Below are 23,739 nucleotides of genomic sequence, written 5' to 3' on the forward strand. Positions count from 1 at the left end.
AAAATTAACGACCACTCCTGCAATCTGGAACCACATAGGAGCAATCATGTTCCCAGTAGCCTGTATCATCTTCTGGATTGCGATATGCACCATGTTGGGAATTTGCATGAACGAACATACGCTCATATAGGCAAGACTCAAATGATAAATTTCTTCGTTATTGGTGAATGCTCCAAAGTAGGGTTTCATAATCAGTAATGACAGAAGATTGAGCAAAGCACCAATTCCAAAGGCCAGTAGCAATCCATGTGTGACGGTAGTATTTGCCTCATTCTGCTTTCTCTGTCCAAGATACCCTGCAATCAGTACATTCACGCCAACGCCAATCCAGATAGATGTCGCATTCATCAAAGTTGTAATGGGAAACGACAGGGAAACAGCCGTTAAAGCATTTTCACTCAACCGCGCTACAAACGCGCTGTCTATCAGATTATAGGAATATTGCATAAACATGGAAATCAGTGGCGGTATTGACATTTGCCAGATGAGTTTTCCAACTGGCGTAACCGCCATTTTGTTATTGGTCTGCATGCTTTCCCTCTTCTCCACAAATTGTCCGAACGATATAGTTTTGTTTGCGTGCTGCGGGCTGACCGGATTCCTGAGCCGGATAGCCCAATGCAATCGCCCGCCTATATTTGGGGTCTGTAATTGCAATGATGGTTGGAGATTGATGTCCTTCGCCGGTAGGAGCGTAAGTCCCTGCTTCCAGTACAGCGTCCAAAGCCTTGGAAGGGACAGGTTCCGATTTATAAGCCCGTACACTACGGCGCGTCTTGGTAAGAGACAAAAAAATTTTCTCCATACAGATATAGTCCTCCATTCTGCTAATACTTCCGAGATACAGGCAACAAAAAAGCCACACAACTATCACAAGATAGCTGTGTGGCAAAAAGATGACAGAATCCGGAAAAGTCCACTAAAAATTTGCGACTATTATTATAGCGAATTTGAAGGAGACTGTCAAGTAGCAATCATTAGAAAGGGAGGTATAACCTCATGATTTATGTCGGCATTGATATTGCCAAACACAACCACACCGATAAGGAAATTCAAATTTTTGCTTATTTTATACTTGACTTTTCATAGCGGGTCTCCGATTTACATATTACGAAACGGACACCGGTTTCCGATGCATTGGTTGTTTTGTTTATAATGACTGCATTGAATATCTGATGCGTCCATTTCGATACCAAAATGTTCTTTTACATACTCAATTGCAGCTAGAATAGACAGATACGAATCCCGTTTACAACATCGCGGTCCACCAATCGATCCGATTGCGTCAAGCGCTTTAGATGTCATTTTGTTTGCAAGTCCCCATGATTCCGTAGACAACGGAGTAGAACCGGAGATAATTGATACAAACATACCGGCACTGATTCCGGCTCCACATGCTCCCCAGAATCCACATGCTCCACCCGGAACAGCTTTTCCTCTATGCATCATTTCAATTAGGGCATCCTTAAGTTCTATATTTCCACCGGCATTTTTATACGCAGTGAGCAACGCTGCCCCAACCATAACATGATGCTCCGGTCCATGCATATGACAAAATGAAGCATTCATCATGGTCCGGATGATTTCAATTGGATTTTGAGACGATTCCTTCAAGCACATGGAGATAATGACATCCATTCCCTTTGTGTGACAATCATTACACACGTAATGTCCATTCTGACATCGGGTTTTACTGAATTCTTTTTTATGACAAAGCACACATTCCATCAGTTCATCTTTCTCAAGATAAACAAGCGGAGCTTCACATACAATACATTCTTCATTGTACTTTTCTTCTTTTTTTGAATTCAACATAATTAGGTCTTTCATATTCGATATATCGGCAAATTCCGATTTGTAACTCGGTTAAAAGCATAGTAGCACACGTACTCGACAAAGATCTATTCATCAATCAGCAATCACAGAAAAAGCAAAGGACATTTACATAGAATAAAGTATATCACAGGAAGCACGTCAAATTACAGTAATCCTGTGGCAAAACATAGAAACAAGGGCTCCGAAGTATCGATGACTCATACATCAATACTCCGAAGCCTGTCGTTCGCCGTCATCGGGTCTCTCTGGCAACGTATAGCTCATTCGATTCGAGTTTCGCCTCCGGCTCGGCTTCTTGGGCGTCCCTTGCGGACTGCGTCTCAGCTGCTCAAGCGTCGACTTCGTCTCGCTTACCGTCCCGAGACCATCGATTCCGGCTTCGCTTCCGCTCGCCGTCATCGGGTCTCTCTGGCAACGTATAGCTCTATCGATTCAAGCTTCGCTAACGCTCGCTTTCATCGGAGCTATATCTTTCGCAGGAGACAGCATGTCGCCGTCCCGAAACCTACCGCTCTGCCTTCGCTGCCGCTCGGCAATCGCGGGGTTTCTCTGGCGGACTGCGTCTCTTCTGCTCAAGCGTCGACTTCGTCTCGCTTTCGCAGGAGACAGCATGTCTCCACATGGGTTGACACGAGCCGATGTACGTCTAGCCTCATACTATCACTCCTGCCCGTATGTGGAAACATATCCACGACAGTTTTTAACGATAAGTTTTCTATCGTTAAAAACTTATTATCCCGACAAACTGGGATTTATCTATTTTCCCACTCTTCCTTTGTTAGATAAGTGAAATGTTCTGTTCTCACATCACCCATCAATTCACATGGTTTATTCTTCTCAGTATGGTGATATTTGAAACCGCATTTTTCTTGACAACGTTTTGACTTTTCATTGCCTTCATAATAGCCACACCACATTGCTGTACAACCGAGATCCTCAAATACATGTTTTTGAATTGCTCGTATCGCTTCAGGAATATACCCATTTCCCCAAAATGGAACGCCTATCCAATATCCTACTTCCAGCTCTGTGTCACTTGCTATCGTATGTGATTGGGCAGGTGGTATTAATCCAATGCTCCCAATTGCAACGTTATCTGTTTTTAAGCAAACAGCATATGTTTCATCTGCTGACAATACATTTCTAATTATCTCAAGGCTGTTTTCAACAGAAGAATGCACCGGCCACCCAGCTATAGGCCCTACTGCAGGCTCCTTAGCATATTCATATAGACTCTCTGCATCAGTTTCCAGCCAAGGTCTTAATATTAATCTTTCTGTTTCTATCATCGCTACCTCCAAGAATTCAAATTTAGTAATATCGTTACTTACTCTGATATTTGTACTTCAGTGCTTCAATAATCGCATTCATAATATCCATATCGAATTCCTTCTTTGAGATATCCATTGACTTGAGCATCTTCTTGTTTTTTCTAAGTGACTTCCACAAAAGCTTCTTATCCTTGTCATCTAAATCGATCTTGTAAAGCAGATTGGCAAGAGAAACAATGAAGTCTTTATATTCTTCACAAGTACTCTTCTTTGCCTTTCTATCCTTCCAATCCATGAAGTCATCAAAATCATTCATTGAGAATTTTGGCATTAAACCTTTGATCGGATTTATTAAAAGCTGTGTTGATGAAAGCATCAAATTCACATAAGAGCCAAGCGCGTATTGCTGCTCTTCTGTCATCAAATTGTAGTCTAGGCCAAACGTCTGAATGCTCTCAATTGCTTCATTCAGCTTTCCACTCTCATCGATAATACGAGAGATACGTTCTTTAAGTTCTACAATTGCAAGCTCATATGATTTTACATCTCTATGGCTGATGGCTGTGAATACATTCTCCAAGCGCTTCTTATCACTGCTGCTCTTCCAGAAGAGTAAACCGCTCGCCACAAGAGACACTCCTGCAATAGCCCATCCAACCGGACCTGCCAAAGCAAGAAAAGCCTCACCAGCAGCCATTCCTCCACCACCAGCAGCAAGAGCGCCTCCTCCAAGCCAAGCCAATGCAGCATTTGTAGCTGCTGCACCACTAAGTGCAGAAATTGCTGTTCCGGTTGACGCAACACCAAATGTAGTTGCAACTCCCATCGCCACTGTAGGCCCCATCGTTACAACAGCAACACCAAGGCCAGCTCCTGCGGCACCTGCACCTGCATTTTTGATAGCAGCTTCCTGATAATCTTTCTCAATCTTCTCTGCCTGCTGTTTCCAGTTTAATCTGATCTGTTTAAGCTCTTCATATTGAAGTTTCTTATCGCTAGGAACATTTCGAATCTTATCAAATAATTCCTGTATACTTGTCAACGACTCATATAATCCACTTGTATGGCCACCAAGCTCTTCAATCGTTTTATTAGTAAGATTGATTGCAGCTTGCGCCTTATCCTGGGCCTGTTGAAGTTTAGATTTCTTTTTACCTTTCATCTATGCGTTCCCTCCTTTGAAGTAAGAATCAATATCCGCCTTATTACGTAATATCTGATCCTTTGGAACATTTCTTTTCTCCGCCAACAATGTAGACTTTTCAAAGGCCTTGATATACATGTTACTTTCTTTTAATTCTTGTGTGAACAAAAGCAACTCTTTATCGTCATACACTTCAGCAAGGAACTTTAACCCCTCAACATAATCGGCAACAATGATCTTCTCTCGTCTTAAAACTACAACTTCTTCTTTTAGTGAATGTCGTTTTATTCCTCTGCTAGCTTCTCCATATAATGAAATTGTGAATCTTCCTACACCAACTATATTCAATCGCATGAAAAACCCAGCTACATTAAATGTTCCGCCACCAGTAATAAACCCACGTGCAACTGCATCACCTGCATCAACAAGGCAGAATGTACCATGAGCTACGGTAAGCATGCGTTTTACAGTTGCATTGCTAAACGGCTCACAAGCTTTCCACAATGATGAAAACGTCCTGTCTGCTTTTTCCGTTGTAGTAAAAAATCTTATCAAGCGTCTGATCGAATACATCGACCTAACTAAAACTTCATTTACAAATACAGGTATTGCCTGTGCAGCTTGAAATCTAACATCATATCCCTGCTTATATATCTCAAGCGCCAACTCATTAAATGATTTATCAAATTCACTGACTGGAATATTCAGTTTTCTCTTAATTGCAATAATGTCATTTGTCCAGCTCCAGAACGGAGACGGTATACCCATGCCACGTCCTTTACTGCTCGAAGACCCAGACATATCTGAAACCAGATGACCAAACCAATTTATAAATCCACAGAACAATTTGCTAGGAACATTTTTCCCCTGTAGTTCAAATTTACCATCAGCATCCTGTAATGATATTAATTCACCACCAGACACAAAATGAGAGGTATTTGTAAACTGATCAAGAATAGAGAAAAACAATCCCAACAGCGTTGGATTATGTCCTAGTGATTTGAAATGATGGTTCTTTGGGCTGAGATCAAATACCCAGCTTGCCGCATCACCAGCGCCTCTCTGATCATATGGAATTTTGAATTTCTTTTCTAAATGTTTTATAGCAGCGGACAACGAATTATTATTCGAATCGTCCCAACCACACATCTTTGCAAAATCCATAGTGCGACTCTCAAACCATTTATCTGTAACATCCCCAACAGGAGACTCTCCAGGTTTTCCTACAAGGAATATATCCATCACACCACAGATTGCTCCACTGCATGCTGCCAAGATATAATCTGTCTTATCACACTCTGGTGTTAACTTTTTAAGAGTACTGGTACTCTCATTCAGTTTTGAAGCGATTGCTGACAATTCCACTTCAGCACTCGCCAGCGCAGTCTTTATGTCAGAAGCAAATTCATAACCGTCTTCGCTTATGCCAAGCTCTAACAGCATTATTGCATCTCTTGTATTATCTTTAGTTGAGATAGCCATTTGCTTCCCTCCATTCTTTTATTTTTCAGTGTCTGCTGAACTTACTATTTTTCTTATTTTACCAATTCTATTTAATCTATTTTTTTCAATATACAGCTGGGCTTCTAACATGGATCTAAAAATTGCTGCCTCTTGAATATCTTCTGTATATTGCGTATTTCTTCCAAGAAAAAATATCCCATCAGATCCTAAAAGCTGTATAATACATTTTTCTTCCAAAATAATCACCCTTATTAATTTGTAATATGCGCAACCATAAAATGAACTCTAACGTTCTGCCCACTTCTATTCAATATTACCTGCGCATGACGGTATTCTGTATAGTCTGTATTTACATCTTGTACATCTGATTTTTTCTCGTATGGAAAATCATACTCATTTAAATATTCTAAGAGCTTTGAATAAAAGCTTTCAAATCTAGCCACTGTTGCGTAAATGATAACCGCCACATATGGGCATCCGTTAGGATCATACTTAGTAAGCACCTTATTAATATGCTCTTGCAAATACTGTTTTTTTAGTGAATCAAGGATAAGCGCTTCTATCATCACGAGAGGCAGCCCATCAACGCAGATCTGAATATCAACTTCTCCTGCATCATCACCTTTTTGAGATTCCCCCTGGCGAGTCTGATCTTTAATTTGATAACTCTCATCCAGAATATCTCTCACATAATCATTCATCGTGTCTTCACTACTTGAAGCATCATAATTATGATTTCTTTGGAGCTTAGTCAGCGCCCTAGTAATTTTATCAACCAATACGTGTTCCGGAATACGCTCATCTTCAATAACAACTGGAGTTGATTCAACAACATATTCATCGATGTGCTCACCAAGCACCTGTAATTTAGATTCAACTCTTTGAAATCTACTTTTATCTCCCCAGCCAGTAAAACCGTTAAGCTGTTTCATTAAATCCGTTACAAATTCATCTTGTTTCAACTGTGCTATTTCAAGACACAGTTCATCTCTCCACAACTGAAATTCAGGATCTTTGTAGATCATCTCAAAGTCCATTCCTCCGGATGTGCGTTTATTTGTACGATAATCATAACTGCTGAACATCGTAATATTTTCAGTTTGAAATTTCGATTTAATCAAGGAAGATTTGTCTATCAATTCAATGATTCGTTCTTTTTCCATAGTAAACCTCCGTTTGACTAGCGTCTCCTTACTCCGGATCTGATAGCTTCTTATCTCCCCAGACATATTCTTCGTTATATTTGTCTTTCATAATTAAAAGCAATGCAGCAAGATATTCCATGTACATCTGATATCTCACATCTGGCTGCGGATGAATCATCCACTCTTCGCCGGAACGATCTCCTGCTTTTTCAAGTTTCTCAAATTTGCGAATGTATCGGATTAAGCCGTCACGCTCTTTGATCATTTCCTTGTAAGTAGCGTCTTTAAACTGCTCCGCATACATTTCTGAACTAATCATCATAATGAAATCCCTCCCTTACTGAATTCGAGACTTCATATTCTCAACGATATCCCATATCTCTTTATCTAAAACAAACGGTTCAGAAAAAGCGTTTAACACAATACCTACTACATCCTTGTCATTATTTCTAGCGAGAGGTATTACTTCCAATATGTGTTTTTGCACCTTAGAAAAACCGTTACCATATTCTCCCATCGCTTCTTCATTAGAAAAAATCGGGAAGAAGAATGCTTCTCCATTCTGAAGGATATCCGGTACTAGTCTTGTCTCGTCATGAGCTAAAAACTCTTCACCTATTAAAGCCTCCGGATTATCTTCCAATCCTAAAACAAGCGCTTCAAGTCTGGCCTGATCTGCTTCGCTCATGATGGCAGTACAAGGTATCCACACATAACTGTCTCTAAGGATTTCAAGAAGATCTATGAAGTTCGGTTCATTTCTTTCAGCATTGAACCTTGTTACTGCCGCTTCAAGCATCTTTCCATCTTCAAGATCCTCAGCAGTAATCTTTGCACTCGGATTCATATCCGAATAACAAATAATCCTATCGTCATCAGTTTTCTGTACAAAGAATGCTATTTTTTCTCCTTCATGATAACCGAAGTTCTGATCAGGCTCATTCAAGAGAATACCCATAAAGAAATGATCTCCAAGTCCGATAATTCTTGTCCAACATCCCTCAGGCTGGTTACCCTCCTTGCAAAGATATACAAGAATATCATCGATGTAGTTTTCGTGCCTACAGCTATCTAAGAAAGACATTTCTCGCGTTTGCTCAACCTCTTCATCAGCATCATAATGACGAAGCATTTCGATTTTGTCTTTATATCTCTGCGCTAAGCTTCCATCTTCATCAGCAAAGAAAAGGAAATCATCTTCAGCAACAGCTCCTACTCTAATAAAGGATCTTGTTTCTTTAGATGTTTCACCAAAACTTGCACTTTCATCCTTTACTTGTGCTGCCGCAATTACTTCTAATGTCAATCCAGCTTCACGATCATAGTAGCCATAGGTAAGTACACCATTTGCTTTCTTTGCACCAGGAAAATCCGCAAGCGCAGCCTTTGTTGTCTTTGTTATTGGTAATACACAAAAGTGATGATAAAACGGTCTAAACCCTGTTTCTTTATAATTCATCTATTAGTCCTCCTTACTTGATATGGCATAAGCATATCAAATAGTCATTTCAAAAAAGTCTCCTGCTAAGCGACCTTACTTTAACCCCAATCTCATGACTTCTTCGCAGACTTGAAGAAATTTCTCATATAATTCTCCATAGTTCACGTAAGTCTTATGAGCTGCATAGAATACTGCAGTGTTCACCTTTTTATTTCCAATCTGGTCATATCGTAATGGTTTGATCTGAATTTCCTTTAAATGAGGATATCTATCCTCTTCAATACCCATGATGATATTTCCATTCTCAGGAAGGTAGTATATCGATACAACCCACCAATTCATGTAAGGTGCCGCACTTGGAGTACCTTGCCCATACTGTGCTTTAAAATCTGCCCCATCACAATTCGGTCTTTCCTTAAACCCATATGGAACCTTTGAACCTTGTGCTTTTTTTGATTCAGCATTCCGATCTGCCTGCTCAATAAAATGTGTATATGCATTTTCAAAGGCCTTAGCAGAAACCATCTGACTCAATTCGCTTGTATGGTTAGCCTGACCAGACTTCTGAATTTCAAATGATACAAGGCGTTTAACTTCACCAATACACTCATCGATTGTTTCCAGGTAATAGAACCAAGTGCCATCTTTAGCTTCATCACAATGATAAGAGGTCTTTTGAGCCCAATCAGAAGTAGCATTGAAGATCTTATACACTTCTTCCTCAACACTAATTCCGCATACCGACAATTCTTGAAAAACTACTGAGACGACATTCTTCTCTGCAGATACTGTTACCGGAATTAACTTAAGTGTATTTTTAACCCCATCAAACAAATCATTAAGACGAAGCGTTGTCGTATCTACAACTGCAGCACCTTCTTCATATAATCCGTTAGTCCATACCCCTCGTATACTATCTTCCTTTTCACCTCTACGTCTGTAATATACAGGTCCGGAATAAGAATAGTCTTCACCTAAAACAAGATAGTTTCCGTCATCAGTTCTTTCAAAAAGATGTGAGTGTCTTTCAAAATCGATGCCTTCATTAGTTCTGTTGTAGCAATAATCCGCCGGTAAGAAACTATTCCTGTTCATAGGATATGTAGCAGTCACAAGACTGTACAATTGGTCAGGCGTCATCTTTGATGCAGTTCCGTTTGAGCTGACATAGTCATTAATGACTTCTATTACTTTTTCCTCAATTGTCATGACTCAGTCACCTCCAGCTTATCTCTCAATTCTTCCAGCGTTTCCGGCATACGTGTCAGATCAACAAAATGCAGTCTGACTGTTGTTCCATCACCAGATTCAAATTCTATATCAGAATGATCACGCATCTCATCATTTAATGGGTAGAGAAGCCAGATTTCCGATGTTTCATATTTCTTAGAGTACGCATACATCTGATACATGTCACTCTGAGAAATACCATAGTTGGCGCGTTCACTATTGATGAGGCTTTTCCACTTTGTATCCATAATGACTGTTCTGTCACCACGCTTACAAACAATATCTGGTCTTAGCGCAAACTGGCGTCTTGGCTCCATGAACAAATAATATCCTTTGTCCTGACTTGAAACTTCCCAGCCTGCCGGTCCTAGAACTTTTTTCATCTGTTGCGCCACATAACTTTCGTATACACTCTCCATCGGGAATAACAATGCTCTTGATGTATTCTTTCCAGAGAATGTTGTAAATGATTTATTAAGAAGAAACACCTTAGACCACTGCATGAGCATTTCATAGTCTTTAGTATTTCTATCGATTTTTACTTGTGAGAAATCCTTCGTGTAGTTCGTAGAAGGTTCCACCATTTCAAAAGCAGTTAACAACTGTCTAATCTCTTTTGAGTTTTCAGCACTCGTCGTCAATTTCTGCAATTTAAGCAATGTCGCTTTTACCAGCTTGTTTTCTGGTCTGTTAGGATGGAATTCATCATAAGCCACATAAAATCTTTCTTTATGGGCCATGTTGGTCTTAATATGCTGGCTTGTCAGAAGTTTTCCCTTATAGAATTTAAGGTTGTCTTCCTGCCCAACATATGCAGATTTAATTCCACGCTTAATCAGCTGTCGTACTTCCTGCAGATACATGTTTATAAAAATCTCATAGAGATTCATGTGATCTACTTTCAGGCTCGCATCATTAAACACCTTACTCGGAAAGTCCTTCATGCTTTTTAGCATCTTCAGGAATATTCTCTTTGTTTCTTTGTTTCCGGCGTCTTCACCAGAATCAAAGCTAATCTTAGGAAGCACCTGTACCTGATAACCATTATTCATCTGGATCAGGCCGACGTAATTTTTGATAGTTACAACATCACCAACATTACGTTTATAAGAAATGCGCATGAAGTCCAATGCATCAGCATTTTCTTCATCTCCTGAGAATTCATGGATAAATTCCACAAGGTCATGGAAGGCTGCTGCATCGAGATATTTATATTTTTCATCATTTTCAAAGTCGGCATTTCCGGTGATCGTATCAAACTCTCTCACCTCAAGCAATTTATCCATTATCTCACCACGCTTTAAATAATCTGTTTGTAACTTTCAAGGTTATCAAATGCATCAGCATTGATGGTGTATTTCTTATCTGGAAGGTCTACAACATCATCAGCATTTCCCTTGAAGATATTTTTAACCTTTACCTCTTCATCAAGAATGAACTTTGTTGAAGGGTCTGTCTTTCCATTGTCGCCAAGAACCAACTGAATCTTCTGGTAATCCTCATAGAAATATTCCTGAAGAAGTGGAATGACAGATTTCTCAAAGATTGCCTTTAAGGTTTCAATGGTTGGAGCTTTTGCAAGCTTCGTAAAGAATGCATGACCAATCGTGTGCTCTCTATCATAGAGGAAAGTAATACGTTCATTAATCTTTTCAAGCATAGCTGCAACATCAAGATCGTCTACCTTATCTGCACCGATATCTCTAAGTACGTCTGCATCCGGCATCATTTCTACGAACTGAAATCTTCTACGAAGGGCTGTATCCATCAGTGCGATAGAACGATCTGCCGTATTCATAGTTCCAAGGATATGCACATTAGCAGGAACACTGAATGATTCACCTGAATACGGAAGCACTGCTGCTGCCTGTTCATCCATTCCCTCACGCTTTGTATCTTCAATTAAGGTAATAAGCTCACCGAATATCTTAGAAATATTACCTCTGTTAATTTCATCAATAACGAATACGTGCGGTTTCGCTTTTTTCTTTTCAGTCTTAATCAGCTTGTAGAAATTCTGAACTTTGTGTTTTGATTTTGCGATGGCAAAATTAGAGAAACATCCACCAACAATACCAATATCAGAGAAAGTAGCTGACAAGCCTGTTACTAACCAATTGACCTTACGTTTCCAATGGAACGGTTCACAATCGATCTCTGATACTTCTTCATCATCAATCACACCCAGTGCTGCGATCTTGTAATCTCTTCCCAGTACAATCCAATCGCCCTTTTTCATTCTTGAGATCATGTTGCACTGACGCTTGTCGTATTCATCGTTTGTTTCTACCATGATTACGCCATTCTTGTAGAGATAATCTTCATAGTCAAACGGTACGTCTGAATCTCCAGCTCTACTTCTAACTGCCCACAAATCGCCAAAGCATTGAATATCATTATTTTCTGGCATACGTGCATCGTCGCAGAACTTTTTAAACACACCATCTTCAATGGTATATCCAATATCTGAACCGCCATTTAAGACAGGTTTAATGCCTTCGATAAATTCTTCATATCCGTAAGACTGATGGAAGGTAGTAAACGCTACTCGACCCGCTGCTAACAACTCACGATAACGGAGCATCACTTCGTCATACTCCATAGCTTTTACACTATCCAGATCAAACTGATCACAGATAGCCACAGCGTAAATTGCAGTGCTGTATGTTTTACCTGTTCCTGGAGGGCCATACAGGATCATATTTTTATCGTATGCAATTACTGATTCTTCCTCTGTTGTAAGATCAATATGAGATAAATCCATTTCCTTTAACGCCTCCTCTAATTCACTTCTAAATTTCCAAGAGTATCTACGCTTCCCCTTTTCAACCACGTATCTTCCGACAAACGGAATTGTGTAATAACGCTGACGATCACCATCAACGCACAATGGACAATTTGTCTTTCTGTGTACTCTTTCACCAAAGATACGACCCCAGTTATTATATGAACCAGCTGAACCACCATAGATTTCAGCAAGATTAGCACATGTGGACTCCCCACCCAGTTCAAGCATCATCTTAAACATTCTGAGGTTATCTTCGTTTGTCACATCCGGGTCGTTTAATAATTCTACCCATTTCTCTTTCGTGATTCCTGGGTCGTATTCTTCTAAGCTTGGCCAGTAAGTGATTTCTTCACCTTTCTTACCAATAAGTTCAAGCCACATCTTTTTCAACTCTGGCAAAATACTTGATTTAATCTCAATGCCAGATCCCATTGGACTCCACTGCTGATCAGGAAGCTTAATCTTAAGATCATCCTGCATCAACATTGGCTCTGTATCATAATCTTGAATCCAGTCATATTCTGCGTCTATATGATTGGATTTAACTCCTACTGCCGCCTTTTCAGGATCATAGTGATCTGCTTCATAAGCGCCTTTCGCAACATATCCATGAGCAAGAATTCCTCTAGGTTTAGAGCCTGTCTTAATTAAGAAAATCTCATCACCAACAGCAGGTTGCTTACTTGCACAAGTCCAAGGCTCAACAAATTTATTACCGAGCTTTGTATCTTTACACCACGCCTTGTAATTAACCCAATCCCAGCTTGCAGGATTCCATGTTAACAGCCATGCGCGGCCAGTCGATGGTGTAGTGGCTTTACCAATGACATGCTCGTAATATGGAATGATCTTCTTTACAGCAGCCATTACATCCGCATCATACTGCTCATTTGTCTTGCCGCCTGATGATTCAACATAAACGCAGAGCTGGACTTTACGAATCTCACCAGAATCGATCTTCGCTTTGATTACATCGACTGTATCTGTGATAACAGCCGGATTTCCCCATTCATTGCTGCCTGACACATAGACCATCCCATCTTCTTTCGGTATATCCAAATGAGAATGGTATGTAGCCATCGTTTTCTTATCAGTACCGTCGTTCTTAATTTCCAAACTGATACGATATCTGGTAACGCCATTATTCTTCTCAACAAATAATGAAACGCTTGTAGGATTAGTCGCGTAATCCTTATATTTCAACTGCGCCCAGAGATACTTTCTTGTTTTCGTATTCGATCCATCAAGCCATGCAACTGGCAGACACTTATCAAGACCATACAATTGGGAACAGCGTGCTGCCATCTTTTTTATTTCAGCAACAGCCGCCTGTCCCTTTTCTTTAACTTTCAGTAATCTTTCCTTCTCATCCTGTGCTAATCCAGGAGCTTCAGGATTGGAATAAGGGATTTCCTGATTATTTGCCAAGTAATCCAATACGCCAATATAATTGATATCTACTGTTTGCATTTTATTGATCACCTCTGGGTACTGCTCCTTAACAAAGAAGAACAATTCTTCCATTGTCATTTGGAGTCCATTTATCTCAAATTCATCTGACATACTTAATCCTTTGGGATACGTTTTGTCAGGGAACTCATCCATCATTGAAAGTCTTCTTGCTGTAGTATCTTGTAATGAATCTGCACGTAAATAATTCTGAGTATGCTTTTCATTATCAGCATTAACCCACCATGACACTCTTGCAGAATCGACTTTACTTGTTATCAATGATTGAGCTTTTTTCACTATATCCGACTGCTTGAAGAACATATCTTCACGAGTAGCATTCGGATTCGCTGTATACTGTTCCGCTGCTAATAACGCTGCTGCAATCCAGACCGCATCATTAACACTGTATTTGTCCTCAGTATCATCATCGGATACCTGTTCAACTGTATAGCCATATTTCTTAAAGAAATTGACAGTCTCTGTTCCCCCACTAAATCCGCTGAGAGTGAACTCTTCTCCTGTAGCAATTGAATAAGCCATCCCGCGAATATACTTAGACGGAAGTTTCTCACCTTCATATATCAGATAATATGAACGCGGTTCCGGGTGCTCCGGTTTATCTTCTATGAACTTTTTGATAGCTTGATCGACATGTTCTTTTTTTACTTTAGACCAATCCACGTCCACACCTCCTATTTCTCATCCTAATATTACAAAATCAGATGTCCGTTTTTTAGGACTCATTCGTGATTGTCAGTTTTTCTCCATTCTCAAGAATATATGACTGCTCAAAAATGACACCTAGCTCATTAGCAATTAGCATGAGCTCTTCAGTACTTACCGTTTCTCTTTTTAATTTCTTATTGAAATTCTGTGGTGTCTGTCCGATCCTGCGTGCTAACTCTGCAACACTTATTCCTTTTTCTTTACACAAGTTTTTAATCAAATTTGAAGTGTTCATAATCTCACCTTTTCCAGTTGAAGCTCAGTCACCTGAGGATACACTAACGCTAAAATATATTATAAACCAAATGGTTGATATTTTCAATATTTACAGTCGGTTCATAATCTCAGCCTTATAAACGACAAAAACAGCAGAGCCTAAACCCTGCTGCCGTAATCCGCTATCTTATCTTGCAATTTCTACATCCACACCGGCTTTAAAGAAAACCTGGAATTTGTCATCAAATATTCTGATCTCTTTGATGTATTTTCGAACCAGGGACTCATCATACTCTGTTAACTCATCCCCTGATTCATTGATGAAGTCTTTTAGTTCTTCAATCTTTTTCTTATACCCTGCAGTTTCCGCCTTTGCCACCAAGATCCTCTGCTTCTTTTCTCGAATCCTGTCGATCTCATTTGCCAAGGAAGTGTAATCCTTGTTTGCATGGGCCAGCTTCACCAGTTCCTTCTGCTTAGCTGCAAGAACCGCATTGATCTCTTCCAGCTCTCCCGAATTATCATCTGCCATCGCAAGTGTAATGTTCTCTGCCAGTATTTCCTTCATGGAAGATGAACATCTTACCATAAGGTTAATCGCTTTGACCGTTGCTTCCTGAAGTTCTGTTTCCTGAACCGTAGGTGCATCACAGGCTTTCGGTCCGTCTTCCACCCTGGTACAGCATCTCCATACATTCGATCTCTTACCTCGATTATTCCAGGCGATTCGTCTGTAGATGTCTCCACACCTTGAGCAGGTGCAAATGCTCGAAAGAGCGTACTTACTGGAATAGACTCGCTTCTTCTTTCCTTCGATGCCACTCACCATATTGGCGCGTCTAACCATTTCTTCCTGAACCTGTGTAAAAATGTCTCTTGGAATAATCGCTTCCTGGCTATCTTTTACATAGTACTGAGGTGCGGAACCATCATTCTTGATTCTGGTCTTCTCCATGAAGTCTGTCGTGATAGTCTTTTGAAGCAATGCATCACCCATGTATTTTTCATTCTGCAGAATGCCCTGAATTGTACTAAGGTGCCATTTGTATCTCTTGCCACCGGTCTTAATCTTGTCTCGTTCAAGTCCATTTGCAATGTCTCTGAAGCTGGCTCCTTCAAGGTACTCTCTAAAGATGCGTCGAATAATAACCGCTTCGTCTTCATCAATAATAAGGTTTCCTTCTTCATCCTTCGTGTATCCAAGAAAATGGTTATGGTTGACCTGGACCTTTCCATCCTGATATCTAAACTGCAATCCGAGCTTTACGTTCTGGGAAAGCGATGCCGATTCCTGCTGCGCTAAGGAAGCCATGATCGTAAGAAGTAATTCTCCGCTGGCTTCCAGGGTGTTGATGTTTTCCTTCTCGAATACAATGGCAATATTCTTCTCTTTAAGCTGCCTTACGTACTTCAGGCAGTCAATGGTGTTTCTGGCAAATCGGCTGATGGACTTTGTAATCACCATATCGATCTTACCTGCCATGCAGTCTTCAATCATTCCCATGAAGCCTTCACGCTTCTTTGTGTTGGTTCCGGAAATACCATCATCGGTATAAATCCCGGCAAGCTCCCATTCTTTATTTCTTTGAATGTAATCAGTGTAGTGCTGCACCTGTACTTCATAACTTCCGGCCTGTTCGTCGCTGTCAGTACTAACTCGACAATACGCTGCGACTCTAAGCTTTGGTCTTTCCTCTGCTATTGCTATACGATTCCCGGCGCGTCGTCTGGCCGGAATCAATGTTACGTTGCTATTCATTTACTGCCTCCTGTATGAATCCATAAGCATAAGCTGCCTGCTGATATGGATCTTCGTACTTTATCTCAACCGCTGCTGCTACAAACTTTGAATTGCACTCTGCTGTAACCTGCGGCTTGTATTCTCTTATCCTGTTTTGGTCCTTTGCATTCTGGATACGAATATCCTGAACCTCATCAAATATTTTCTGGTCAATGATGGCTGGGTAGAAGTCTGTTCCAAGGTATGTCTTATTCTTTAACAGCCTACCTAATACGGAATGCGTTTTATCAATACCCACCTTCATACCAGCTGCTCTTATTGATTTGCAGGCTCTGTATTCTTCAAAGAAGTTTCTAATCTTCTGTGCTTCCGGTTCATAAATCACCGCTTCGGCATCTTCGATTCGATAACCATATGGTACATGTGTCATGATCTCACCGCCTTCTCCGTTAACTTTAATCCACACTTCAGATTGAATATGAAGGTGCTTCTGTCTGCGACTGTAATGTTCTCGACATATTCCAAGAACACCTCATCGCTAAATTCAGCAAATTCTGTTTTCTTTGATACGAATCTTAGTAACTTCTGTGCTTCATCAAGGTGTGTCAAATCACCGTTGATGGTACTCGATAATATCTGCTTTGCCTTTTGCAGGCGATCTGCTTCCACCATGAGCGTGTTCTTCTCTGCGTGGTAAATCTCCGGCTCAAGGTATCCTGCACTCCTGAGATTGATCAGAACCTGCTGCTGTTCTAAATTCTTTTCAATCTTGTCCTCCAAGGTCATCACATCGTGAAGTCTTTCTTTATTATTGATGCCTTTAAGCGCTGCAATAAAAGGCTTCAGAACCTGTACATGGCCCGCTTGAAGTTTCCTTATCAGCCTTACAAATGCCAGCTTCAAATCTGTATCTGTTACATAAAGCATCGAGCAGGAATCCTTATCCTCTATATGCTTTGCGCATGTCCAGGCAATGTATTCTCCACTCGGTTTGTAATGGAATCTCCTTTTAAATGTGCATCCGCATTCGCCGCAGATGATCTTTCCTGAAAAAGCATATCGTTTAAGGTATTTATCACCTTCAGGTTCGATGCTTTTCTCTTTGCATCTCTGCTCCATCGCCTGAGCTACCAGTTCAAATTCTTCATGGCTGATGATCGGCTCATGATGATTTTTACAAAGGTACATGTTTTCTTCGCCGTAATTGGTATGCCTATTGAAGCTCGAATCGGTGTAGGTTTTCTGAAAAATTACATCACCCGTATACTTTTCATTCTTAAGAATCCCCTGGACCGTTGATGGATGCCATTTCGCGCCTTTCTTTGAAGGAATGTTCATCTCGTTTAGTACATTGGCAATGCGATGTGAACCGTCCCCTGAAAGGGCCATACTAAAAATTGCTTTTACAACTTCAGCCTCATCTGGAACGATTACCATCTTTCCATCTTTGTTCTCATATCCATAAGGCGGGTAGCTTATGATGTAGGTTCCTGCTTCAAAGCGATGTCGGATCGACCATTTGCTGTTCTCGGAAATAGACCTGGATTCGCTTTCCGCAATGGAACTCAAGATGGTAAGCATCAATTCAGAACTCATGTGCTCTGTATCGATATTTTCCTTCTCAAAGAAAATGTAGATGCCAAGCTTTGAAAGCTTTCTGACCATCTCCAACGTGTCCGTAGTATTTCTGGATAATCGGCTGATCGATTTTGTAATAACCTTGTCGATCTTGCCATCTTCACAGTCTTTCAGCATTTGAAGCAGACTATTTCTTTTATCCATCTTGGTGCCGCTGATACCTTCGTCGTAATAAAGTCCTGCGTACTCCCATTCCGGATGTGCTTTGATGTAGCTGTCGTAATGCTCCTTCTGAGTATCAAGGCTTAACAGCTGCTCATTGGAGTCTGTTGAAACTCTGGCATATGCTGCGACCCTGATTTTCTTTGCGGCTCTTACTGCCGGCGTAGCTTCAATCTTTGTTATCTTAGCCACTGTTTCACCTCCTAGTTTGGTCGTACTATACATCACTCTAAAGGGCCTAAATAGCAAGTTATATCTCACATAATGTCGCCATAAAGAGGGTAGAATTTTTCCTTATTCAATGCGGATATTCTGTTCATCTCATCGAGAGAAATCATGCCCTTTTCATACATGGATCTGGTCAACTTCTGGGCTATTTCATATTCAAAATCCAACTGCATGGTTTCATTTGTGATCTTCCTTGGTGCTGTGCTTACAGCAACTCCATTCTTCGTCACTTCCATCAGCGGGTACCTCCGAAGCGATCTTCGATGTAGCATTCATGGCTACAATACTTGCGGTTCTTATTGCCATAAGAAACAAATGGCTTACCACACTTCTCACAGACACATTCATAATTGGCTTTCTTCTTCACAAGATCCATATGATCATTCCACCAAGCGTTACGGCATTTGTCTGAGCAGAAGCGCTTCTGCTTCCTTCCAGGATTCTGCTTCACAGTCTGCCCACACTGTTCACAAACGGTAATGACAGCATTGCTTTCAACTTCATATGCTCTTACTCCACCAAGCCCATGTCGCTTGCAGTATGTTTTTACCGCATTGATGGAAAGGTCCATCTTCTTAGAAATCTGTGTGTAGCTCATACCCTGATTACGGTATATAGCGATCTGATTTTTTTCTTTATCAGTCATTGTCGTATCCTCCTTATCGTTTGAAGGTTCTGCCTTCTAACTTCCTAAGGGGATTTCCGGTCTACGATTCCGGGCTCAGATGAAAAAAGATAAAAAAAATAAGGCCTGCAGAAATCTCCGAAGAGAGATCCACAGGCCATAAATGACAGTGATTATTCAGTTATACACGTTTTCCATAATCAAGACTGATCCAGCCAGCTCCAGACTTCAAACGTCCCCATCCAGCTTTTGAACCAGTTCCAGTTTTAACCTCAACGATAGTAAATACACCTTTGCCAGTATACATACCAGTCTTTGCATAGTTTGTTCCAGGCCCCTTGCGAATATTCAAATCCGCAATACTAACCTGCACAAGGAACGGACAGCCAGAAGTGTTTGCAGCTGAAACGGGATAGATTTTCTTTCCATCCGGATCAAACACACTGTATCCAGGATTCTTATCAACGCATGCCTTTGCATTATCTAAGATCTTATATGCACCGATCTGACTCTTACTATCTGCCCAAGTTTTACGAACGCGATACCATGAAGTTGTAGCAGTTGTATCTGCTACATCATACTTAGTCAGATTAAAGCGCTCGATAATAGAACAAAGGCTAGATACGTATGTAGAGCTTGTAGCGTATCCACCATCCTTGATGATCTGTGCAGCCTTCTTATAATCCTTGCAGCCTACAAGACCATCATATCTCTTCTTGCTGCCATTCATAGCACCAGCAAGATATGCTGAATGATCTGCAATAGATTTTTCAACAGACGGATACTTTCTAAACTCAGCAGTAATCGTCGTATAAGTACCCGGCGTGTACTCTTCCTTGGTTTCCTTAACATACTTACTCTTTCCGTCCCATGTAGATCCAGACCAGGTATTTCCAGAAAGTGAACATTTCATGCCAAAGCAGTTATTAGCATTCTGTGCAAGTTCAGACTTACCATATCCAGACTCAAGAATAAACTGCGCTGCAGATACAGACGCAAGAATACCAGAAGTCTTCATATCCGCTTTACACAGCTCTCCAATCTTAGCTGCAGCTTCTGCTTCAGACAGATTTTTAAAGGCTGTCGCCTGCATGCCGGTTGAAGGATTTGCAGGTGTTGCAGTAGTTCCAGACATCTTATCTTTAACTGCCTTTCTGAAGGTGTTCATGGTATATCCCATATTCAGTCCATTCCAAAGATGCTCCGGATCACCATGATTAGAAGCAATACCCTTAGCGCATCCTTCTCTATGAGAAATGATGACACCATCCTTCATCGGATCAAGGTTGTATTCCTTACAAAGCATTGCAAAAAGCTCTACTGCTGCCTCATAGGTTCTCTTCGCACATGCCTTAGCAGTTGTGGTATCAGAACATGTGAAGCTTGATCCGCCAGTATATTTAATACAAGCAGGCTCACACATCTCTACACCAATATGCGTGTTGTTAGCTGCCCCACCAGCGTGCCAGCCTCTGTGGTTCCAAGGAAGAGTCTGATAGACGGTTCCTGTATTTCCATCAATGAAGCCATGAACGCAAGCACGATCATAGCTTGCAGAGTTCCAGTTGTTGATGAAAACAGATGCATTAGGCTGAGAACAGCCTACAGAGTGAAGCATAAGTCCCTTTACTGCAATGGTTCTGCCTGCAGTATAACAAGGGTTCTTAGTAAGAATTGATTTAACAAGATTCATTCGTTAGTCCTCCTTTTCATCAGCTCGGTCGTGAAGCTGTTCTAAAACGACCTTGATTTTTTCAGGTACTGGGAGTCCAAGATGTGCTGCGTTCTCGATCAAAGAAACGCCTTCATTGGAGATGTAAAAGAAAATGACTGCTGTGCGTAATACACCGGCTGAGCCAATCACCTGAACATCAAGAATGTGGGCAATTCCTACCAAAAGAAAAATCAGCACTTTTCTGCAGATTCCCTTGAATCCAACTTCACTGGAAAGTGTTCTGTCATTGATTGCGCACATAACACCGGTAAGGTAATCCACCACTACAAATGCGATAAGCGCATAAAGAAGTCCGTCCCAACCACCGACAAAGTAGCCAAGCCAACCACCGATTCCAGTAAAGACAAGCTGGATTGAATTCCAAAATTCTTTCATTGCTAGTTCCTCCATTTCTTAGAAAATTGGTATGAAAAAAGCACCTCCGAAGAGATGCTTGATTCCAAATTGAATATCTTATGCAGTTCGTTTCCACATATATACAACCAAGTAAGGTGGCATATTGTTATGTGCTGCACCGCCACCTTTAGATGAGGTCAAGTAGGCCCACTCGTTACCCTCTGCAGCATTTGTCTGATTAATCCACCACATTTCCATCGTGGATGTTTGACCTGTATCCTTAAGTGCCTGGCTTGCTGTTTGACCTTTACCATAAACACCAATAAAGTCTGATTTCATATCACCATTATTCGTCATGTTATTAAAAAATGGTGTGTCATGAGCATGCTTAGGCATTTCTGAAACAGAAAGTGTGTGTGTTGCAGAACCGCCGGTTGCTGCAGCTGTATAAGTTGATCCAGCGCCTAAAAGGAATCTATCTTTCAGTTGCGTCCATGCCCCACCAAACAACGTCGCTGGCGATGCTGCATTCACGCTCATATAAATACTTCCTACCGGGTATATCAAATCAACAATGGTTTTACCATGAACTTCTAGTTCCCAGTCATTTGCAATCTCAAATACATTTTCCTTCTCAGCAACCTTTCCGATTGCGATCCCCTTTCCGCCAGCTTTAAAGTCCATAAGAACTGCTGCTGTTGATACAAAATCCAGAATCGTAACGGTCGTGAATGCATCTGTAATCGTATATTTAATGTCATAGGAGCTCTCCGTTGAGATTGCACCCCCACCATAGGTAAATGCTGTACCGGAAGTAAATGCCTTGCTGGCATTGGTCCATGACGCTGCAGACGATTTCTTATAATACGTTGCAGTCGTAATCGTATTTTTACTGCTACAAGAAGAATAGCTAAAGGTAACAGTACCCTTAACATAGGTTCCATCATCATTTACAGTTCCAGCGCTTGTAGCTCTTTGAGATAGATGGCTTGAACAAGTTGGACTAGAATACGCAACAACAGAAATCGAAACTGTCGCTGCATCGGATACTCTACCTCTTGAATCAGTAACCTTTGCTGTAAAAGTGATCGTTCCGGATGTAGTAAGAAATCCTGTGGTGAAACTTGATGCAGTACTTGAGAAGCCACCACCGCTAATCTCATATGAGGAAATCGTCGATCCATATACACCAGCTGCACCGTTGATTTTAAGCGTTGCTTTTGATTTAGATTGAACATAAATCGCCCACGCTGCTGGTACATCCCCATCAACCCTGGTCGCGGTTAAACTTGTAATCGTCGGCTTTACTGAGGAAGGAACCGTAAGGGTCAGAGTGCATGTCTTTGTTCCAACTTTTGTTGTGCCACTGTAAGTATCGCAAGTAATCGTACATGTTCCCGATACTGCATTCGGGATTTGACTTGCCAACGTAAGTGCTGGAGTCCATGAATATGATGTAGATGTTGTCTTCGTTACAATAGTTCCGGTCGAACTTCCGAAGGTATACGAAAGTGTATGCGTAAATGAGGAAGATGCCCTCGTTATGGTAATCGTTGATACCGATCCAAGATTCGCATTCGTTGCAGATACCGTAGATGCTCTTGGAATCGTATCAAGCGTATGCGTACCACTTGCTCTAACACTGACTGCATAGGTGTATACGCCGGCTTCTACACTTAAGCTAAATGACTTTGTACCATCCGCATTATGCGTAATGGTTGTGCTTCCCGTAGCTACAACGGTACCATTTCTTAATTCAATACGAGTATCTGTAGATGTGGAATAAACAGTGGTTCCATTGATAACTGCCTTAAATCCACCAGATTTAACATATCCAGAAGCAGAACCAGAACCGGTTATGGACCATGCAATTGTGGACGTATTCTTATCGATACTTTGACTAGAAAGTGTCCACGATAAGGTAACGGAACGACCTTCTTTTTCACCAGTTGTTATGCTACCGCTTTTTGCCATAAATTATTCACCCCTTTACGATGCCGGATCTCTCCATTTGATAGAGAGGTTTCCGTTTGCTCTTGGAATAAAATCAAACCATCCCCTGGTTTCATTACCAAGGGATAGCTTGTTTCTGATTTCTGCATTGGTAATAACCAAGCTGTTATTTGAAATGTATGCAATCTTCTGACCGTTTTCCTTAAAGGCCAGCTCCACATTAGAAAGCTCAGCAGTGAATGCATTACCCACTCTACCAAGCTCAATCAGCGCTCCTTTGAATCGAATGTATTCTTCTAGAAGCTGCTGATTTGTAGCGACGTTCCCTTTGATCTCATCAGTGATTGCTGTAAAGTCCATTCGAATTTCACTACTGTTTTGTGTAATGCTGGCCTGGAAATCTTTCTGGATGATCTCAAGCTGAGACTTTTCAATATAGGTGTCATGAACGGTACTGGTAATCTCATCGGCGTTCTTTGCGATCTCCGAATAACAGTCATGCACCTCAACCTTCAAAAGTTCTACATCCTCTAACGCTTCTTCATAAGCAACTACGCTTTGAAAGGTATGCTGACATGAGGTTAATAGTGCCATTCACAATCACCTCC

23 protein-coding genes are annotated in these 23,739 nt (G+C 41.0%); all 23 read right to left on the reverse strand.

Going from position 1 to position 23,739, the window contains the following annotated elements:
* Positions 1–531 (reverse strand): MATE family efflux transporter (locus tag PUE40_RS00005; protein ID WP_277671483.1); only part of this gene is annotated, 531 nt, incomplete at its 3' end.
* Entirely contained in the window at positions 518–805 is a 288-nt protein-coding gene (locus PUE40_RS00010) for a nitroreductase family protein (RefSeq protein WP_277671484.1), read from the reverse strand. The genes PUE40_RS00005 and PUE40_RS00010, both read right to left, overlap by 14 nt.
* 296 nt (positions 806–1,101) lie before the next feature.
* Positions 1,102–1,815 carry a DUF5714 domain-containing protein gene (locus PUE40_RS00015; protein WP_277671485.1) on the reverse strand — a complete coding sequence of 238 codons (714 nt, stop codon included), beginning with the start codon at positions 1,813–1,815 and terminating at the stop codon, positions 1,102–1,104.
* A gap of 773 nt (positions 1,816–2,588) precedes the next feature.
* Positions 2,589–3,125: a GNAT family N-acetyltransferase gene (locus tag PUE40_RS00020; protein WP_277671486.1), complete on the reverse strand. Its 537-nt coding sequence runs from the start codon at positions 3,123–3,125 to the stop codon at positions 2,589–2,591.
* A gap of 34 nt (positions 3,126–3,159) precedes the next feature.
* Positions 3,160–4,269: a hypothetical protein gene (locus PUE40_RS00025; RefSeq protein WP_277671487.1), complete on the reverse strand. Its 1,110-nt coding sequence runs from the start codon at positions 4,267–4,269 to the stop codon at positions 3,160–3,162.
* Positions 4,270–5,733 (reverse strand): hypothetical protein, encoded by a 1,464-nt coding sequence (locus tag PUE40_RS00030; protein WP_277671488.1) that lies wholly within the window; start codon positions 5,731–5,733, stop codon positions 4,270–4,272.
* An 18-nt stretch (positions 5,734–5,751) separates the two neighbouring features.
* Complete coding sequence (locus PUE40_RS00035) at positions 5,752–5,952, reverse strand: hypothetical protein (protein WP_277671489.1); 201 nt, start codon at positions 5,950–5,952, stop codon at positions 5,752–5,754.
* Positions 5,953–5,966: 14 nt separating this feature from the next.
* On the reverse strand, positions 5,967–6,878 hold the full coding sequence (locus PUE40_RS00040) for a hypothetical protein (protein ID WP_277671490.1): 912 nt from the start codon (positions 6,876–6,878) through the stop codon (positions 5,967–5,969).
* 28 nt (positions 6,879–6,906) lie between these two features.
* The gene (locus tag PUE40_RS00045) at positions 6,907–7,182 is read right to left on the reverse strand and encodes a hypothetical protein (protein WP_277671491.1); all 276 of its coding nucleotides are present in this window, start codon (positions 7,180–7,182) and stop codon (positions 6,907–6,909) included.
* Between the two features lie 15 nt (positions 7,183–7,197).
* Positions 7,198–8,319 carry an SseB family protein gene (locus tag PUE40_RS00050; RefSeq protein WP_277671492.1) on the reverse strand — a complete coding sequence of 374 codons (1,122 nt, stop codon included), beginning with the start codon at positions 8,317–8,319 and terminating at the stop codon, positions 7,198–7,200.
* Between the two features lie 75 nt (positions 8,320–8,394).
* Complete coding sequence (locus tag PUE40_RS00055; RefSeq protein ID WP_277671493.1) at positions 8,395–9,510, reverse strand: DUF7225 domain-containing protein; 1,116 nt, start codon at positions 9,508–9,510, stop codon at positions 8,395–8,397.
* Positions 9,507–10,817 (reverse strand): McrC family protein, encoded by a 1,311-nt coding sequence (locus PUE40_RS00060; RefSeq protein WP_277671494.1) that lies wholly within the window; start codon positions 10,815–10,817, stop codon positions 9,507–9,509. The genes PUE40_RS00055 and PUE40_RS00060 overlap by 4 nt, the downstream gene beginning before the upstream one ends.
* Positions 10,818–10,831: 14 nt before the next feature.
* A complete protein-coding gene (locus PUE40_RS00065) occupies positions 10,832–14,452 on the reverse strand; it encodes an McrB family protein (RefSeq protein WP_277671495.1) in 3,621 nt (1,206 codons plus the stop codon).
* Between the two features lie 52 nt (positions 14,453–14,504).
* Entirely contained in the window at positions 14,505–14,732 is a 228-nt protein-coding gene (locus PUE40_RS00070; RefSeq protein ID WP_277671496.1) for a helix-turn-helix domain-containing protein, read from the reverse strand.
* A 168-nt stretch (positions 14,733–14,900) separates the two neighbouring features.
* Positions 14,901–16,472 (reverse strand): recombinase family protein, encoded by a 1,572-nt coding sequence (locus PUE40_RS00075; RefSeq protein ID WP_277671497.1) that lies wholly within the window; start codon positions 16,470–16,472, stop codon positions 14,901–14,903.
* Positions 16,465–16,884 (reverse strand): hypothetical protein, encoded by a 420-nt coding sequence (locus PUE40_RS00080; RefSeq protein WP_277671498.1) that lies wholly within the window; start codon positions 16,882–16,884, stop codon positions 16,465–16,467. Before PUE40_RS00080 ends, PUE40_RS00075 begins: the two co-directional genes overlap by 8 nt.
* Positions 16,881–18,446 (reverse strand): recombinase family protein, encoded by a 1,566-nt coding sequence (locus tag PUE40_RS00085; protein WP_277671499.1) that lies wholly within the window; start codon positions 18,444–18,446, stop codon positions 16,881–16,883. The genes PUE40_RS00080 and PUE40_RS00085 overlap by 4 nt, the downstream gene beginning before the upstream one ends.
* A 65-nt stretch (positions 18,447–18,511) precedes the next feature.
* Positions 18,512–18,718, reverse strand: coding sequence for an SHOCT domain-containing protein (locus tag PUE40_RS00090; protein ID WP_277671500.1), 207 nt, complete (start codon positions 18,716–18,718; stop codon positions 18,512–18,514).
* Complete coding sequence (locus tag PUE40_RS00095; protein ID WP_277671501.1) at positions 18,718–19,128, reverse strand: RNA polymerase subunit sigma-70; 411 nt, start codon at positions 19,126–19,128, stop codon at positions 18,718–18,720. Before PUE40_RS00095 ends, PUE40_RS00090 begins: the two co-directional genes overlap by 1 nt.
* 160 nt (positions 19,129–19,288) lie before the next feature.
* Positions 19,289–20,800 carry a glucosaminidase domain-containing protein gene (locus PUE40_RS00100; protein WP_277671502.1) on the reverse strand — a complete coding sequence of 504 codons (1,512 nt, stop codon included), beginning with the start codon at positions 20,798–20,800 and terminating at the stop codon, positions 19,289–19,291.
* 3 nt (positions 20,801–20,803) lie between these two features.
* Positions 20,804–21,217, reverse strand: coding sequence for a phage holin family protein (locus PUE40_RS00105; protein WP_277671503.1), 414 nt, complete (start codon positions 21,215–21,217; stop codon positions 20,804–20,806).
* A 78-nt stretch (positions 21,218–21,295) separates the two neighbouring features.
* Positions 21,296–23,152: a DUF859 family phage minor structural protein gene (locus tag PUE40_RS00110; protein WP_277671504.1), complete on the reverse strand. Its 1,857-nt coding sequence runs from the start codon at positions 23,150–23,152 to the stop codon at positions 21,296–21,298.
* 15 nt (positions 23,153–23,167) lie between these two features.
* Positions 23,168–23,725: a hypothetical protein gene (locus PUE40_RS00115; protein ID WP_277671505.1), complete on the reverse strand. Its 558-nt coding sequence runs from the start codon at positions 23,723–23,725 to the stop codon at positions 23,168–23,170.
* Between the last annotated feature and the right edge of the window lie 14 nt (positions 23,726–23,739).

Source organism: Mogibacterium kristiansenii, from assembly GCF_029224645.1.
Classification (GTDB): Bacteria; Bacillota; Clostridia; order Peptostreptococcales; family Anaerovoracaceae; genus Mogibacterium_A; species Mogibacterium_A kristiansenii.

Bases quoted from the DNA above. Each gene is read 5' to 3' on its own strand.
- PUE40_RS00010 (WP_277671484.1), bottom strand. From the start codon at position 805: ATGGAGAAAATTTTTTTGTCTCTTACCAAGACGCGCCGTAGTGTACGG.
- PUE40_RS00015 (WP_277671485.1), bottom strand. From the start codon at position 1,815: ATGTTGAATTCAAAAAAAGAAGAAAAGTACAATGAAGAATGTATTGTA.
- PUE40_RS00020 (WP_277671486.1), bottom strand. From the start codon at position 3,125: ATGATAGAAACAGAAAGATTAATATTAAGACCTTGGCTGGAAACTGAT.
- PUE40_RS00025 (WP_277671487.1), bottom strand. From the start codon at position 4,269: ATGAAAGGTAAAAAGAAATCTAAACTTCAACAGGCCCAGGATAAGGCG.
- PUE40_RS00030 (WP_277671488.1), bottom strand. From the start codon at position 5,733: ATGGCTATCTCAACTAAAGATAATACAAGAGATGCAATAATGCTGTTA.
- PUE40_RS00040 (WP_277671490.1), bottom strand. From the start codon at position 6,878: ATGGAAAAAGAACGAATCATTGAATTGATAGACAAATCTTCCTTGATT.
- PUE40_RS00045 (WP_277671491.1), bottom strand. From the start codon at position 7,182: ATGATGATTAGTTCAGAAATGTATGCGGAGCAGTTTAAAGACGCTACT.
- PUE40_RS00050 (WP_277671492.1), bottom strand. From the start codon at position 8,319: ATGAATTATAAAGAAACAGGGTTTAGACCGTTTTATCATCACTTTTGT.
- PUE40_RS00055 (WP_277671493.1), bottom strand. From the start codon at position 9,510: ATGACAATTGAGGAAAAAGTAATAGAAGTCATTAATGACTATGTCAGC.
- PUE40_RS00060 (WP_277671494.1), bottom strand. From the start codon at position 10,817: ATGGATAAATTGCTTGAGGTGAGAGAGTTTGATACGATCACCGGAAAT.
- PUE40_RS00070 (WP_277671496.1), bottom strand. From the start codon at position 14,732: ATGAACACTTCAAATTTGATTAAAAACTTGTGTAAAGAAAAAGGAATA.
- PUE40_RS00075 (WP_277671497.1), bottom strand. From the start codon at position 16,472: ATGAATAGCAACGTAACATTGATTCCGGCCAGACGACGCGCCGGGAAT.
- PUE40_RS00080 (WP_277671498.1), bottom strand. From the start codon at position 16,884: ATGACACATGTACCATATGGTTATCGAATCGAAGATGCCGAAGCGGTG.
- PUE40_RS00090 (WP_277671500.1), bottom strand. From the start codon at position 18,718: ATGGAAGTGACGAAGAATGGAGTTGCTGTAAGCACAGCACCAAGGAAG.
- PUE40_RS00095 (WP_277671501.1), bottom strand. From the start codon at position 19,128: ATGACTGATAAAGAAAAAAATCAGATCGCTATATACCGTAATCAGGGT.
- PUE40_RS00100 (WP_277671502.1), bottom strand. From the start codon at position 20,800: ATGAATCTTGTTAAATCAATTCTTACTAAGAACCCTTGTTATACTGCA.
- PUE40_RS00105 (WP_277671503.1), bottom strand. From the start codon at position 21,217: ATGAAAGAATTTTGGAATTCAATCCAGCTTGTCTTTACTGGAATCGGT.
- PUE40_RS00110 (WP_277671504.1), bottom strand. From the start codon at position 23,152: ATGGCAAAAAGCGGTAGCATAACAACTGGTGAAAAAGAAGGTCGTTCC.
- PUE40_RS00115 (WP_277671505.1), bottom strand. From the start codon at position 23,725: ATGGCACTATTAACCTCATGTCAGCATACCTTTCAAAGCGTAGTTGCT.